General features: G+C 65.3%; 15 protein-coding genes. 9 read left to right on the top strand and 6 right to left on the bottom strand.

Features of this window, described 5'->3' with window-relative positions:
• Positions 1-47: 47 nt before the first annotated feature.
• Complete coding sequence (locus LWE61_RS07325; RefSeq protein ID WP_234149384.1) at positions 48-1,019, bottom strand: hypothetical protein; 972 nt, start codon at positions 1,017-1,019, stop codon at positions 48-50.
• A 503-nt stretch (positions 1,020-1,522) separates the two neighbouring features.
• Here LWE61_RS07325 and LWE61_RS07320 point away from each other — a divergent pair.
• From LWE61_RS07320 to LWE61_RS07295, 7 genes are all read left to right on the top strand, one after another.
• A complete protein-coding gene (locus LWE61_RS07320; RefSeq protein WP_234149383.1) occupies positions 1,523-2,455 on the top strand; it encodes a glycosyltransferase in 933 nt (310 codons plus the stop codon).
• On the top strand, positions 2,421-3,368 hold the full coding sequence (locus LWE61_RS07315; RefSeq protein ID WP_234149382.1) for a ChbG/HpnK family deacetylase: 948 nt from the start codon (positions 2,421-2,423) through the stop codon (positions 3,366-3,368). Before LWE61_RS07320 ends, LWE61_RS07315 begins: the two co-directional genes overlap by 35 nt.
• Positions 3,365-3,943 carry an RNA polymerase sigma factor gene (locus tag LWE61_RS07310; protein WP_234149381.1) on the top strand — a complete coding sequence of 193 codons (579 nt, stop codon included), beginning with the start codon at positions 3,365-3,367 and terminating at the stop codon, positions 3,941-3,943. Before LWE61_RS07315 ends, LWE61_RS07310 begins: the two co-directional genes overlap by 4 nt.
• Positions 3,936-4,940 (top strand): FecR family protein, encoded by a 1,005-nt coding sequence (locus tag LWE61_RS07305; protein WP_234149380.1) that lies wholly within the window; start codon positions 3,936-3,938, stop codon positions 4,938-4,940. The genes LWE61_RS07310 and LWE61_RS07305 overlap by 8 nt, the downstream gene beginning before the upstream one ends.
• Positions 4,941-5,073: 133 nt before the next feature.
• The gene (locus LWE61_RS07300) at positions 5,074-7,434 is read left to right on the top strand and encodes a TonB-dependent receptor (RefSeq protein ID WP_234149379.1); all 2,361 of its coding nucleotides are present in this window, start codon (positions 5,074-5,076) and stop codon (positions 7,432-7,434) included.
• 106 nt (positions 7,435-7,540) lie between these two features.
• A complete protein-coding gene (locus LWE61_RS20915) occupies positions 7,541-8,221 on the top strand; it encodes a class I SAM-dependent methyltransferase (RefSeq protein WP_407696202.1) in 681 nt (226 codons plus the stop codon).
• Positions 8,222-8,244: 23 nt separating this feature from the next.
• Positions 8,245-9,561, top strand: coding sequence for a hypothetical protein (locus LWE61_RS07295; protein ID WP_234149378.1), 1,317 nt, complete (start codon positions 8,245-8,247; stop codon positions 9,559-9,561).
• A 74-nt stretch (positions 9,562-9,635) separates the two neighbouring features.
• Here the strand turns inward: LWE61_RS07295 and LWE61_RS07290 are convergent, their stop codons facing one another.
• Genes LWE61_RS07290 through LWE61_RS07280 form a run of 3 tightly spaced genes read right to left on the bottom strand, consistent with a single transcriptional unit; the run spans position 9,636 to position 12,489 of the window.
• Positions 9,636-10,685 (bottom strand): 2-oxo acid dehydrogenase subunit E2, encoded by a 1,050-nt coding sequence (locus tag LWE61_RS07290; RefSeq protein WP_234149377.1) that lies wholly within the window; start codon positions 10,683-10,685, stop codon positions 9,636-9,638.
• A complete protein-coding gene (locus LWE61_RS07285) occupies positions 10,682-11,572 on the bottom strand; it encodes an alpha/beta fold hydrolase (protein WP_234149376.1) in 891 nt (296 codons plus the stop codon). The genes LWE61_RS07290 and LWE61_RS07285 overlap by 4 nt, the downstream gene beginning before the upstream one ends.
• 17 nt (positions 11,573-11,589) lie before the next feature.
• Complete coding sequence (locus tag LWE61_RS07280; protein ID WP_234149375.1) at positions 11,590-12,489, bottom strand: acyl-CoA dehydrogenase family protein; 900 nt, start codon at positions 12,487-12,489, stop codon at positions 11,590-11,592.
• Positions 12,490-12,911: 422 nt separating this feature from the next.
• Between LWE61_RS07280 and LWE61_RS07275 the strand changes: the two genes are divergently transcribed.
• Entirely contained in the window at positions 12,912-13,136 is a 225-nt protein-coding gene (locus LWE61_RS07275; RefSeq protein ID WP_234149374.1) for a hypothetical protein, read from the top strand.
• A gap of 302 nt (positions 13,137-13,438) precedes the next feature.
• Positions 13,439-14,092 (top strand): TetR/AcrR family transcriptional regulator, encoded by a 654-nt coding sequence (locus LWE61_RS07270; protein WP_234149373.1) that lies wholly within the window; start codon positions 13,439-13,441, stop codon positions 14,090-14,092.
• A gap of 41 nt (positions 14,093-14,133) precedes the next feature.
• Here LWE61_RS07270 and LWE61_RS07265 read toward each other — a convergent pair whose 3' ends face one another.
• The gene (locus LWE61_RS07265) at positions 14,134-14,718 is read right to left on the bottom strand and encodes an MOSC domain-containing protein (RefSeq protein ID WP_407696201.1); all 585 of its coding nucleotides are present in this window, start codon (positions 14,716-14,718) and stop codon (positions 14,134-14,136) included.
• Between the two features lie 88 nt (positions 14,719-14,806).
• Positions 14,807-15,025 carry a hypervirulence associated TUDOR domain-containing protein gene (locus LWE61_RS07260; protein ID WP_234149371.1) on the bottom strand — a complete coding sequence of 73 codons (219 nt, stop codon included), beginning with the start codon at positions 15,023-15,025 and terminating at the stop codon, positions 14,807-14,809.
• Positions 15,026-15,029: the final 4 nt, after the last annotated feature.

Below are 15,029 nucleotides of genomic sequence, written 5' to 3'. Positions count from 1 at the left end.
TCATGCTTCGACCGGCGGGAGAAGCGCCGCGCCCGCGCAACGGACGATCAGGGTTCCGTGCGCGGCGCGCCATCCGCCTTGGCCACCGCGCCGCGCGCACCCCACGACCCGCCGACACCCGGCAACGCCGCGACGGCGATCATGACCGCCTGCGCCACCAGCGTCATCAGCGCGACGCCCGCGATCACCGGCACCACCTGCTCATTGGGGCCGAGCATGATCGCGACGATGCCCGCGAACGCCAGATCCTTGTTCGGGATGATCGGCAGGCGCGACACGATCATGCGCCCGGTCAGCAGCAACAGCCAGGACAGCATCGGCACGCTGGGCAGCGCGAAATGCCATGTCGCCGCCGCCAGCACCGTGGCCAGCACCGTGCGCAGCGTCTGGAACGCCAGGATGGTGGGCAGCCCTTCGCTGGGCAACGCCCTGCGCCGCACCCCGATCAGCAGGATCGGCACGCCGACCAGCGCGACCGCCACCGCCAGCGTCCACCCGTCGATCCGCCCCCCGGCCAGCGCCGTGACCGGCCGCCACATCACCACCAGCATGACCAGCGTGGCGAGGTTGTTGACCAGCGCCGACCCGATGGTCATGTCGCACACCAGTGCAAAGGCCGCGCGGGCATCGCCGGTGCGCTTCTGCAACCATGTCAGGAAATAGGTGTCCCCGGCATAGCCGAACAGCAGCGCGTTGAGCGACTGCTTGCGCACCAGCGGCGCCAGCGTCTCCGCCCCCGTGCCCAGCAGGCGGCGCAATATGGCATAGTCGCAGACCGGCTCGATCAGCAGCATGGCGATGAACGCGGCCCAGAAGGCCATGCCACTGCGCGCCAGCGCGACCAGCGGCGTCAGTTCCCGGTCCCACAACTCATGGACGACCAGGCCCAGCGCCAGCAACGTGCCGCCCACGCCCAATATCAGGACGATGACCGATTGCATCGCGTGCAGCCGGGCGAACGCGCGCCGCCCGAACCCCGCCATGGCCATGCTGTCGATACCCGCCATCCGTACGTTCATCCGTTCCTGCCCGACCTGTGCCGCCCGGCTTGTGTCTTGTTCAACGCACAGGCCCTGCGCGGCGCATGTCCTGCGAGCCGCCGGCACAGCCCGGCTCTGTTCCGCCCGGCCTGCACCGTCCCGACGTAACCCCGGTCCCAATGCCCAGCCCCAATGGCCCAGGCCGCGAACCACCGCACTCCCGAATGGCCCAGTTCCGAGCGACCCACACCCGACCTGCCCAACCATGACGGCAGCCCGTCGTTCCGCGACCCGCCAACGCTTTGCCGGGGCACGGGCCTTTCGCACCCATGCCATCCGCCTACCTGCCTGCCCGACCTGCCTGCGCGCACCATCCCTGCCGCCATGCGCCGACCGTGACAGGCCCGCACACGTCCCTCCCAGACCACGCGGTCGCTGGCAATCCGCACGTCCTTGAAAAATATTTATCGTGTTGGCCGGAACCGGGTGCGGGTCGCGCGCTCCTGCACCGTCTGTGGGCAGTGGGCTGGGAGGATGTCGGCATGTTGCTGGACCGGGGCGATTATAGCGTGGATGGCGATGGCCGGGACGACGGCCCGGACCAGGGACAGGATCAGGAACAGGACCATCACGCTTCCGTGCGCGGGCGCTCGGCCCCGCTGCCCCGCTGGACGGTCGTCCTGCCCTTCCACAATGAACGGGATTATCTGCCCATCACGCTGGGGTGCCTGGCGGTGCAGTCGGTGCCCTTCCGGCTGATTCTGGTCGACAATGGCTCGACCGACGGCAGCGCAGAGATTGCCATGGGTCTGTGCAGGACGATCGGACTGGCGGCGACGCTGCTGAACGAACGCAGGCCCGGCAAGGTGTCCGCATTGCACGCGGGGGTGGGGAGAGTTGCGACCGAACTGGTCGCAACCTGCGATGCGGACACCATCTATCCCCATGATTATCTGGCGCGCGCCGCCGCCCTGCTCGACGGGGCGGATGCGGTCGCGGCGGTGGCGGCCACCGCGCCGCCCGAATCCTCCACCTTCGCCCGGAAAGTCGCGGGCCTGCGTCTCGCCCTCACCGCGCGCCTGCTGCCGCAACAGTGTCTGAACGGCGGCGCGGGACAGGTCTTTCGCACCCGCGCCCTGCGCGACGCGGGCGGATTCGACCCCCGGTTGTGGAACTGGGTACTGGAGGATCATGAGATCATGGCCCGTGTGGAGCAGCAGGGCCGCATCGCCTATGACCGGGACTTCCTCTGCCTGCCCATCACCCGTCCGCGCACCGTCAGCACGGTGGGGTGGAAGCTGACCGAACAATTGCGCTATCATGCCTCCACGCCCGCCAGTCGCATCGCCTTCTTTCGGGAATTTCTGGCGCCGCGCCTGCGCGAAAGGGCGCTGACCAGCGCATGTTTGAGAAGAGAGGCCCGTCATCGCCCGGAACCGCATGACCCTGCCATCCTATACCCTGTGCGCGGATGATTTCGCCCTGTCGCCGCAGATCAGCGAGACGATCGCCGATCTAGCGCGCAGGGGCTGCATCAACGCGATCAGTTGCATGGCGGTTTTTCCCGGCTGGCGGCGCGACGCCCGGCTGCTCACGCCTCTTGGCGGTGCGGGAACGGGTGATGCTGGCGGTGGTGGTGGTGGTGGTGGCGATCCCGCTAACGTGCAGGTCGGCCTCCATCTCGTCCTGGCGGGGGAGCGGCCGATCACCCGCATGGCGCGGCAGGGGGCGGACGGGCGATTGCCCAGCGCGGACGCCACCATGCTCCTCGCCCATGCCCGTCGCCTCGACCTCGACGAATTGTCGGCGGAGGTCGACGCGCAGTTCGCGGCCTTTGCCACCGCCATGGGCCGCGCACCGGATTTCGTGGACGCGCACCAGCATATGCATGTCTTCCCCGGCGTCCGCGAACGGGTGATCGCCGCAACGCTGCGTCATGCGCCCGGCGCCTGGATGCGCAACCCGGCGGACCGGCTGGCGGCGGCGCTGCGCCGTCCCTTCGCGGGCAAGGCGATCGGCTCCAACCTCCACGCCATCGGTCTCGCCCGCGCCTTCGCCCGCCATGGCATCGCCTCCAACGACAGTTTCGCGGGCCATTACGACTATCGCGGCGATTATGAGGCGCTATTGCCGGCCTTCTTCCGGGCGGCGGGGCGGCGCCACCTCATCATGTGCCATCCCGGCGACGGGCGGCTGGCCGACGATTCCATCGCGGACGCCCGCATCGTGGAGGCGGCGGTGCTGGGCGCAATGCCGCTGGCGGAGCGGATCGCCGCCCTCACCCTGACGCCCGGCCGCACGCCCGGTCTCAAGCCCGGCCGCACGCCGGACGCCCACCGCGCCCGCCACCCCGCCCCTCGCCACGCCCCCACACCACCCGCCCCATGACCGCATCGCCCCTACCCCCCGGCCCGCCCTCCGGTCTCGCCGCCCATTTCCTGGCGCATCGCCCCGCCCTCATCCGCCTGCTCACCGCCCGGCTGGGCCATGCGGACGAGGCGGAGGACGTGGTGCAGGACATGTGGTTCAAGCTGGAGCGCACCCCCACCGGCCCCATCGCCGATCCGGGGGCCTATCTGTTCCGCATGGCCGCCAACCTCGCCACCGACCGCCGCCTGTCCGCCCTGCGCCGCGACCGGCGGGAGGGCGCGTGGATGGAGATGCAGCCGGGCGACCACGACTATCCCGACAGCGAGCGCCAACTGCTCGCCGCCGACGAATTGCGCCGGGTGGAGACGATCCTGCACGACATGCCCGACCGTATGCGCCGCGCGCTCATCCTCTTCCGCGTGGAGCAACAGCCGCACCGCACCATTGCGGAGACGTTCGGCATCACCGTCAGCGGGGTGGAGAAGCTGCTGCGCCGCGGCTATCGCCAGCTTGTCGACCGCATGGCGGACGGCAGTGCGGATAGGGCGTCGCCGTGTCGTCTGGATGATGAAGGGAGCTTGCCCGATGACTGACGCCAGACCCGATCCGCGCCCCGATCTGCGGGACGACGCCGTCGCATGGCATCTCGCCGCCGCGACGATGGATGCCGAACGCTGGCTGGCGTTCACGACATGGCTGGAGGCCGACCCGGCCCATGCCGCGGCCTATGACGCCGTGGCGCTGGCCGACCGCCGCCTTGCGCAGGCCGCCCCGCGCCTCGCATCCGTCGCGGCCAGCCCCGCACCCGGTCGACACATCGGGAACGAGAGGCACCCCGCCTTCGCACGCGCGCGCTTCGCCCGTCTCGCCCGGCGGCCACTGTGGATCGGCGCGGCCTGCGCCGCCTCCATCGCCGCGCTGCTCCTCGTCACCACCCTGCCCCATGGCGCGCCGGACGCCCGCTACGCCGTCGCCACGCCCGCCGGGACATCGCGCACCATCGCCATGGACGACGGCAGCACGGTCGCGCTGAACGGCGCGACCCGCATCGCCCTCGACCGCGACAATCCCCGCCTCGCCCGGCTGGAACAGGGCGAGGCGCTGTTCACCGTGCGCCATGACGCCGCCCGCCCCTTTACCGTCATGGTCGGCCGCTTCCGGGTGGAGGATCTGGGCACCGTCTTCAACATCGTGCGCGACCGGGGCCGCCTGTCCGTTTCCGTGGCGGAGGGGCGCGTGCTGTTCGACCCGGACGGCGCGCGGCTGACCCTCGGCCCCGGCGACGCCGTGACGGTGGACGAGGCGCAGAATATGGTGACGCGCAGCATCGCAAAACGGGTCGGCGGCTGGCAGAGCGGCGACATGGAGTTCACCGACGTGCCGCTGGCCGATGTCGCCTCCGCTATCCATCGTGCCACGGGGACACGGATCGTCATCGCCGCCCCCTTGTCGCGGACGCCATTTACCGGCAACATCCATGTTTCGGGGAAGGCCGGGGCGGATGCGCGGCATCTGGCCGATCTGGTTGGGGCGGATGTGCATCGTGACGGCGAAAAATGGTTATTGTCTTCGCCACCCGGCACGCCCTGACCCATCTCGACAGCCCCCGGATGGCGTGACGGCCCCAAATGGCGTGACAGGACGGGCGATTTTCCAAAGCGTGCCGAAGACAGGCGGGCACAGCAAACCCGGCAACGCGCCCCATGCAGGCCGTCAGGGCTGAATGGCGATGCGACCCGCCCCGTCCCGCACGAGCGGCCTGCTCACCATCGCCCTGCTGGGCATGGCCTTGCCCGCCGCGCCCGCCATGGCGCGAACGGCGTCGCGGGCGTCCGGGGCGCTGACCCTGCCCGCTGGATCGCTGCCGGAGGGGCTGCGCCGGATCGCGGCGGATCGCGGCACCGAAATCATCAGCCTGGAACCCGGCCTGTCCGCCATCGCCCTCCCGGCGCAGCGCCTGACCGGCGACGGGCAGGCCATGCTGGACCGGTTGCTGCGCGGCACCGGTTTTCGCGCGGTCCGCATCGCCGCCGACAGTTTCCGGGTCGAGCGGCACGGATCGCCCGGCCGCGTCCGTCGCCAGCCCCCGGCCCCGCCGCCCGCCGCCGACATCATCGTCACCGCCAGCAAATTTCCCGTCCCCCTCGCCCGCTATCCGGGCAGCGTGGTGCAGATGATCGGCGCGAACGACGCCCCGCCCTCCACGCGCGGCGGTTCCATGGATACGGTCGCCGCCCGCCTGCCCGTCCTGCAACGCACCGAACTGGGCGAGGGGCGCAACAAGACCTTCATCCGGGGCATCGCGGACAGCAGCTTCAACGGCTCGACCCAATCCACCGCCAGCATCTATTTCGGTGACGCCCTGCTCGGCTTCGGCAGCCCCAGCCCCAGCCTGAAACTCTATGACATAGCGAATGTGGAGGTGCTGGAGGGGCCGCAGGGCACGCTGTATGGATCGGGGTCGCTGGGCGGCGTCATCCATATCTCGCCCAATGCGGTCGATCTGGACCGGGTGGCCGCCTCCACCGCGCTGGGCGCCAGCGCGACCGTCGGTGGCCAGCCGGGGTGGGATCTCAGCGGCATGGTCAATGTCCCGCTGGTCGCCTCCCGCGTCGGCCTGCGCGTCGTGGGCTATCATGAGCATCAGGGCGGCTATATCGACAATCCGGCGGCGGGCCGCGACAATAACAGCGTGAACGTCAGCGGTGGCCGGCTGATGATGGCCGCCGATGTCGCCGGGCTCCGCCTCAATCTCGGCCTCGTGTATCAGGCGACCGACGGCCATGACGCGCCCTATGCACGGGCGCAGGACGGTGCCTTGCAACGGCGCGCGCGGATCGAGGAACCCTATGCCAGCGACCTTTTGCTCGGTTATCTGGTGCTGGAAAAATCATGGGCGGGCGGCCTGCAACTGACCAGCGTGACCAGTCTGGGCAACCGCTCCTCCTTCGACTCTTTCGATTCCACCCCGCGCCCCACCGCCCCGCCGCTGGCCTATCAGATCGACCGGTCATCCCGCCTCTTCGCCCAGGAAGCCCGGCTGGCGCGGCGCAGCGACCATGGCCTGTCCTGGGTGGTCGGCGCGACCTACCAGAGTATCCGCGATGGCTTGACCCGCTCGCTGGGCGTGCCCGATGCCCCGGCGGAGCTGGATGAAGTCACCAACACCACCTATGCGGCGTCCGCCTTCGGGCAGGCGACCGTTGCGCTGGCCTCCCGTTTCGACATGACGCTGGGCCTGCGCTGGACGGCGGCGCGCACGGACAGCGAGCCGTCGCGCAACCGCAGCCCCCTCATCCGCGGCGTGGAGGCGCGGCGGACCGATCCCACCGTCGCGCTGGCATGGCGTGTCGCGCCGCGCACCCTGCTTTATGGCCGCGCCCAGACCGGCTATCGCAACGGCGGCATGGCGGTCGCGCGGGGCGTGGGCCGGGTCGCCAATTTCGATTCCGATTCGGTGGTCATGGGGGAAGTGGGCGTGCGCCGCCTGCGGTCGGGCGCGCGGGGCCTGTCCGCTTCCGCCGCCGTGTCCTACACCGACTGGTCGGATATTCAGGCGGACCTGCTCACCCGGCGCGGCCTGCCCTACACCGCCAACATCGGCAACGCGCATATTCTGGCGGTGGAGGCGACGGCGGACTGGGTGCCGCTGTCCGGCCTGACGCTGGGTGGGATGCTGCTCTACACCGACAGCCGTCTTTCGGGTCCGTTGACGGCGGTTTCGGCGCTTCCTGACCGTCGTTTGCCCGATACGCCGCTCTGGTCGGGCACGATTCACGCCGATTATGGCTGGGGGGACAGCGATCGCGTGCGGCATCGCGTTGGCGGGCTTGTCCGCTATGTGGGCCGCTCGACCCTTGGCCCCGGTATGCTGATCGACGTGGAACAGGGCGACTATATGGTGGCGGATATTCAGGGGGGCGTTCGTTTTCAACGACTTGACCTGTCCCTGTCGGTGGAGAATGTGCTGAACACCCGCGCCAATCGCTTCGCCTTCGGCAATCCGATCAGCTTCGCCAACCGCGACCAGGCCGTCCCCCTGCGCCCCCTGACCCTGCGCGCCGCCATCGGTTTTGGTTGGTAATGTTGAAAAAAACGATTCTCCAGAAACTCCGCCGCTGGTCCCTCCGCCACCGCCAATATCGCGGCGGCGCGGCGGTTCTGGACGCTCTTTATAATGAAGCGGACCCGTGGAATCTGGCAGGCGAAACGGAACAGATCCGCTTCACCGCGACCAACGCCATCATCGCCACCCACTGCCCCGCCATCGACACGCTGCTGGAAATCGGCTGCGGCGAGGGCCACCAGACCGCCATTTCCTCACCCTCGCTCGCCATGTCACCGGCATCGACATATCCGCCAACGCCCTGCGCCGCGCCGCGATCCAGGCGCCCGGCGCAACCTATCGGGAGGGCGACCTCACCCGCCTTCGCACCGCGCTTCCCCTGCCTCGCTATGACGTCGCCACCCTGTGCGAAATGCTCTATTATCTCGACGATCCCGCCACCACCCTCGCTCAGGCGCAGGATTGCGCCGACACTGTGGTCGTCACCATCTACGAACCGCAGGCCGCACGGCTGGCACCCCCGTTCGCCGTTCAGGGATGGCGGGAATTACCCGTCATCGCCGTCCGTTCGAAACGCTGGAGAGTCTATCACTGGACCGCAAGCTACAGGCCCCCAAGGCTGACCCGCACTCTCCCGCAAAATTATCGACATCAGGCAATTTTCCGAGCGTCCAGCCACTCTCACATCCCGCGTTCCAGTGTCACCTTGTCAATCTCAACCGATAGAGTAGTCAAAGCAATAAACCTCACGCCCACAAGGTCTTTAATGGGTATCCGGCGTAGGGTCATGGCAGCTACCGCATGATCGCCAGAAATTGATGGGAGAGAATGACGATGCATATCCGTCCTGTCCTCAAGGGCGCGGCCCTGATGGCGCTTGGCGCCGTTCTTCTCCCCGCCAGTTGGAGCGCGCGCGCAACTCCGCCATCTCCCGCTCCCATCCCATCATCCACCGCTTCCGTGCCGGGCTGGACCGATTTCCTTGATGGCCTGCGCGGCTTGCCAGACGCAATCCTCGCCCGCCTGCCGGTCGAACAGCGCAATGATCCGCAAATCCGGCAGGAGGTGGGCCGCCTCGCCCTGTCCGCGGTCGCGGCGGCCAGCATCGACGCACTCGCGGCGGACCCCAACCATCCGGTCTTCATTCCGCAGATCAGCAATTATATCACGACCGGCCAGCCCAATGCCGACACCAATTACCGCTCCGCCAAGATCGCACCCGGCGGCACCTATCGCCTGCGTGGGCGGCGCGGGTCGATGAACCTGGTTCGCATTGCGGAGGGCGGCCCGCGCCCCAAGCAGGTCGCGGGACAGGTCAATCTGGGTGGCATCCGGCCGGTCCATGACCTCAATGCGCTGCCCGTCGATGCAGAGGGGCGCTATAACGTGATCCTCAGCCCGACCAAGCCGGAAGGCTATAAGGGGGATTGGTGGCAACTCGACCCCTCATCCACCATGCTGCTGGTCCGCATGGTAGGATCCGAATGGGGCAAGGAGATCGAGCCGACACTTTCCATTGAGAGGCTGGACATTCCCGCACCGCGTCCCCGCCCGTCTGCGGCAGTGCTGGAGGAGAAGCTACGTTCCATTCCCGTATCGGCAGGCTTTATCGCTCCCCTGCTGGTGGACCGGGTCGAGAAATTGCGCGCCGACGGCATCGTCAACAGCTTGCGCGGCGCGGACATGACGCAACTCGGCGGCCTGAAAGGGCAGTTTTATTATGAAGGCGCCTATGCGCTGAAGGATGATGAGGCGCTGATCGTGGAAGCCCCGCTGCCGGAACGGTGCGGCTACCGCTCGCTGATTCTGACCAACGATATTTACGAGACAACCGATTGGTACAACAACCATAGCAGCCTGAATGCAGCGCAGGCCCCCGCCGACAAGGACGGCATATTGCGCATCATCGTGTCCGCACGCGATCCGGGCGTGCCCAACTGGCTCGACACGGCCGGTTTCGCCACCGGCGCCATTCAGGGGCGATGGACGGATTGCTCCAGCCAGCCGGTGCCGACCGTGCGCAAGGTCAAGGTCGCCGACGTGCGCAAATCCCTACCCAAGGATACACCGACCATCACCGCGCAGGAACGGGACCGGCTGTTGCGGGACCGGCGGGCGGCACTCCAGCAACGCCCTTTGTGGTAAAGCCAGCGGCTGGCATCGCCGGATGATAAACTCCCGGCGATGCCAGCCCAGTGGCCACCTCCCACCGACCACAATCATGCCACAAGAGTGAGAGGCTCCTCGATGAATTGACGGAACGCCTGCATCAGGCGCGCGGCATACGCTCCAATGATCGCACGGTGATCGAAGTTGCCCGTGGCGGCCAATATCGTCTGGTTCTCGCTGCCACCTGCGGTGACCATCGGGCGAAGTTCTCCACTGCCCACCACCATGATCATGGCCTGCGGCGGATTGATCACGGCCTGGCACTGTTTGATGCCGAACATGCCCAGACTGGACAGGGAGGCTGTGCCGCCCTGATATTCCTGTGGCTGGAGTTTACCGTCGCGGGCGCGCGCGGCCAGATCCTTCATCTCGCTGGCGATGCCGGAGATGCTTCTCGTGTCCGCACCCTTGACGATCGGGGTTATCAAGCCGTTGGGAATGGAAACGGCGACTGAAATATCGGCCCGCTTGAACTGGGCCATCTGGTCGCCCGCAAACTGCACATTACAGGCAGGCACTTCGATCAGGGAGAGGGCCAGCGCCTTTATCACCATGTCGTTGACCGACACATTTATCTCCCGCGCGGCCAGCCCAGCGTTGATATCGGCACGCAGCGGGAGCAGGGCCTCGATACGAACATCGACACTCAGATAGATATGCGGCACCTGCTGCTTCGACTGCGTCAGCCGCCGGGCAATAGTCTTGCGCATGCCCGACAGTTTGAGCATTTCGTGCGGTACATCCGCAACCGGCTCGACCACCGCAACGGCTTCCACGGGTGCAGCGATCGTCACCGGAGCTACCGTTGTGCGCGGCGTTATGCCCAGATCCGCGCGAACGATCCGGCCTGCTGCCGGGCCAGTCCCCTTGCTCGGGCCAAGGTCGATATTTCTGGTCCTGGCGATCCGTGCGGCGAGGGGACTGATCTTGATCTTATCCTCCAGACGTCCCCATGGCGCGGGAGCCGCGACTGACGCCACCTGGACCGGATCGCTGGCCGGCGGCGGAACGGATACGATGATAGGCGCAACATCCTGCGCAGGAGTTGGCGCCGCGACCGTCACGGCAACGACCTTCTGCCCCTCCTCGCGCTGGATCACGTCGGGCAGGGAATCGCATTGAACTCGCCGGACTGCTCCCAATGCGGCCAGTGCGATGCCTTCTTGATGTCGACCAAGTGAGAATTGGGGATCAGTTCGTCATAGAGCGCGGAATTGACGAGGAACTCGTCGGCACTGTCGCTGCACGAGATGATCAGCGTTTCCGCCTGGATCGCGCGCAACGACACCTCGTCGAGCGCATGGCGATTAAATACCGTAGGCTCATACGTGTCCCAGATATTCGCCATGGCCTTGGCGATGTTGGGCTGCAGATATATTGCCTGCCGGATGGCAGCGAGATCGTTGATGCGGTCGATCTCGTCTTCGATCAGCGGAATCAGCAATGCTTTGACGTCCTTGAACGTCGGATTGTCGACGATCCGCATACGCGCGGCGCGCATCTCGTCGAGCTTGGTCGGTTCCCCGGTGGGTTCGGGCAGCGTGCGGCCGAAGGGTGAGGCCATGACGATCTTATCGACCAGAGCCGGCGTATCGAGTGCCAGCTTCGCAGCGACGAACGAGCCGAGCGAGACGCCCAAGAACGAGGCGCGGGCGATCCCCACCGCGGCCATGAAGTCCTTGACGTGCTGGACATAGACCGGCGCGAAATTGAGATGATCCGGCTTGTCGGTGAAACCGTTACCGATCATGTCCACCGCATAAACCCGGAAATGCTTCGCATGCGCCTCAATATTCGCACAGAAGGTCTCGAAGCTCGACGCGGTGCCGTGCAGCAGGATCAGCGGGGGCGCGCCTTTGTCGCCTGCGGTGAGATAACGGGTACGGATGCCGCCCGCATCGACATAGGCTATCTCATGCGGAACATCGTAGAGATACATCCAGATGCTGCGGTAATTGTCCTTGGAATGCCAATGCGCGGAAGACATAAGTTATCCTTTATTGCTTATGCGTAATTGAACTGAATGTTGTTCGATTCTTTTCCGGCGTGGATCCGGCCATAGAGTTCCAGCGATGCATGGGCGTTCAGGAATGCATGGCGCGTACCAACGCTGACATCCCGCCAGAAACGCTGAAGCGGGCTGGCTGAGGCAAAGGCGGACGACCCCGCAATGTCCATCAGCCGGTCCGCTGCGGACCGCATGAGGATCGTCGCATAGCCGCAGTCCGCCTGCGCACGGGCCTTTTCATGCCCCGTCACCGCGCGCTCCTGCGCCACGACGTCGTTGATCGCCGCAGCACGTCCCAAGTGAAGCCAGGCCGCCTCCACCTCCATGCGCGCCAAGCCCAGCTGTTCCAACAGAACCTCAGAGTCGCTCTGCATCGGATATTTCCAATGCGTCACATTCTTGCGGTTGATATTAGCCGTGACGATGTCAGCCATCGCCTCGACTGCACCGATGGAGGGACCGATCACACCGAGCGGGACGAGCACCTCGTCAATCCAGCGGTCGCGCGGCTCGATAAGATCGGCGCCAAGCCAATCGTTGCGCGCCTCATCCGTCGGATCGAAGATCATGTGGGCAGGGATGAAGACATCGTCCAGCCGCACAGTATTGCTGCCCGACCCCTGAACACCGGCGACATACCAGGTGTCGATGATGGACACGCCCTCCGCATCCAGCGGGAAGAAGATGAACGCCGCCTTCGGCGTTCCTTCACTACCCTCTGCAAAGCGTACGCCCAGGACGCCCCAATCAGCGTGAAGGCAACCGGAGGCGTAACCCCATTGCCCGGACACCCGATAACCGCCATCAACGGGCGTCGCGATGCCAGTCGGAGTGGTGACGCCGAAAACCCGCTCGTTCCCGGTGACGAAGATCGTATCGCGGATGGCCGGCGGCATGCTTCCTGCCAGCCCTGTTACACCAGCGATCAGGCCCACGACCCACGCCGTCGACATGCAACCCTTCGCGAGTTCAGCCAGCACTTCCAACATTTCGATCTGCGTTGCCGCACACCGCCGGATCGCCGGGGCTTTACCATCTGAAAAAGCCCCGCATCAGCGATGGCGTCTATTACGAGATTCGGCACCTTGGGGTCGCGCTCTGTCTGGGCAGCATGCTCTGCAAGCAAGGGTTGCAGCGAACGTGCCACGTCAACAAAGCTCGTCGCCGAACTTTGCGGTACGTGGATAATGTTCATTCCGTTTCTCTCCATGTCATTATATCCCTTGCAGGCGTGCCGGCACGCCGCAGACAGGCGAGACCGAAGGCTCCGCCGAGGCCAGTCGCGGATGATGCGTTTTGAAAGATCAGGACCGGCAGCATGGACAAGCCCGGCAACCGGCGACGCCTCGAAAGGCCACCACTTCGCGAAGATGAATTCTGGCAGGTCAGCACGCTGGAGAAGCTGTCAAACGGTCGAGGCCGCAGGACAGGAAATCAGTGGGCCACTGTCGTCAGCAACATCATTTTCCTCTCCATCATCGCCCGAGAGAAGGCAGCCTTCGCTTTCAACCCGATGGAATTCCTTGGAGGCCGAGCCTTCTAGAAATTCTAGGAGACGTTTACTTGCGAGCCGCGATTCTCCTTTCTTAAAACTCTTTCCAGCCTTGGCCTGTCTTCTCCGCTATCCGGGAGCATTTGCGTCAGGATCCAATCCAGTTGTTGATCCCTGCTATCTATAAATTGACTATCAGTTAACAAATAAAATCCTGTGCTGCGGATGCGCCTGCCCTCCACGCAGCTCGCCATTCCTGCATCTCGCCCATCAGCAAGCGTCATCTGGTACAGGTCACTGATCGTGACTTTTATCTAGCCACCAGCCAAAGGCTTGTTTATTGACCCTTGGTCATGTCAAAAAAAGCCAGCAGCTCAAAATCCGTCATAGCGCGCACCAAACTTCTGGAAGCAGGCGCCTCGCTGTTTTTCGACCATAGTTTTGATAGCGTTTCGGTCGATGAGATCAGCAACCTGGCGGGGGTAGCTCGCGGGCTTCTGTTTCATTACTTCAACACGAAGCTCGACTTTTACGTCGAAGTATATTCGCGGTTCGTCGCGGAATTGCACGAGCAACGGGTTGCCGCGACGGCTTCCGGCTCTCCGGAGCAGCGACTGCGCAAGTTTATAAAAGTGCATATGCAGGTGTTCCGACAGCGCGGCGAAGCGCACACCAATCATGCAAGGGGCGGCCTGCATGCCAGGATCGTCGCGGTTTCCGAAGAATCACGGCTCGACGGCGTGCTGCTGATCCTCAGCTTTTTCTCATCGTCTCCGCCACCCTCCGTCCACAAACTCGTTTGCCGAGCATGGCTGGACCTCATGGATGAGTTGATCCTCGCATGGATCGAGAATCCCGAAGTCTCTGAAGAAGGCGTCATCAGCGTCTGCGTGGAACTCTTCCACGAAGCCATGGGGCGCGCGCACCTGCTTATCGACAAGCCGGAAATCGTTGAAAGCAGCGCGCCCGCACCAAAACCGCGCAGGAAAAAAACCGCCGAACAGTAAATCACCCGTGCAAGCAGCCATTACTATGGCCGAATCGTTTCCTACCCCGCCAATTGCCGTGCCCGGCTCGCCCAGGCTTCCGCCAGCACCGCCATCCGCGCCAGTGCCGCAACGCCTCGTGGGTCGCGTTTGTGCCCGCCCGCGATCAGCAGGTCGAACAGGCGGGTCATCGGCCAGTCCGGCAAGGGGCGCTCGGTCAGGGTCATCCGGTCGCCTGCCTTGGCTTCCCCCGTGCGGATCACGCGCAGATAAAATCCTGCCCGCGCCGTCTTGACTACTGTTGCCAATATATCCTGCTTGCCAAAGCGGTGGTTGAGCTTGGAACAGGGCTGGCGACCGTGGCTGACTTCCAGCAGAGCGCTGCCCAGCGCAAAACGATCGCCCAGGCAAAAGTCCGCATCCAGCGCACCTGACACCGCGATATTCTCTCCGAACGCCCCCGGCGTATCCAGCAGCGGATGATCGCCCAACCGCTCGCGCCACCAGCCATAATGGTCCGTAGGGTACAGGTGGATGGCTTTGTCATGCCCACCATGATGGATCGGATCGGCGACCGCATCTCCCGCCAGTCCAAACCAGTCGATCCGCACAGGCCCCGCCACCGGCACTTTGCCCATCGCGCTCATCACACCTCCGCCAATCGGGCGAGGCGTACCGGTCAACAATGCGTCGACGCGAAGATCGAGAGAGGCCATGACCGGCCATAGCGTCGTCTCAGCTCGCCGACAATTCCGATCCACGTTTCAGGACATGCCCACCATCGTCCGTCTCGACCAGATAGGCGGGATTGTCTCCCGTGCCGTTGCGCACGATGCGCGTGCCTTTGATCGTGCGCTGCACCCTTCGCTCAAATCTTTCGCATACCACACCTTCGCCGGTGCCCGCGCCCCAATGCCATGTAACCTTTGCGCCCTCAGGAAATTCCTTTGCCATATGC

Source organism: Sphingobium sufflavum, assembly GCF_021403115.1.
GTDB classification, from domain to species: domain Bacteria; phylum Pseudomonadota; class Alphaproteobacteria; order Sphingomonadales; family Sphingomonadaceae; genus Sphingobium; species Sphingobium sufflavum.
Note: the sequence above shows the minus strand (reverse complement) of the source record. Positions and strands in the feature narration are given on the sequence as shown.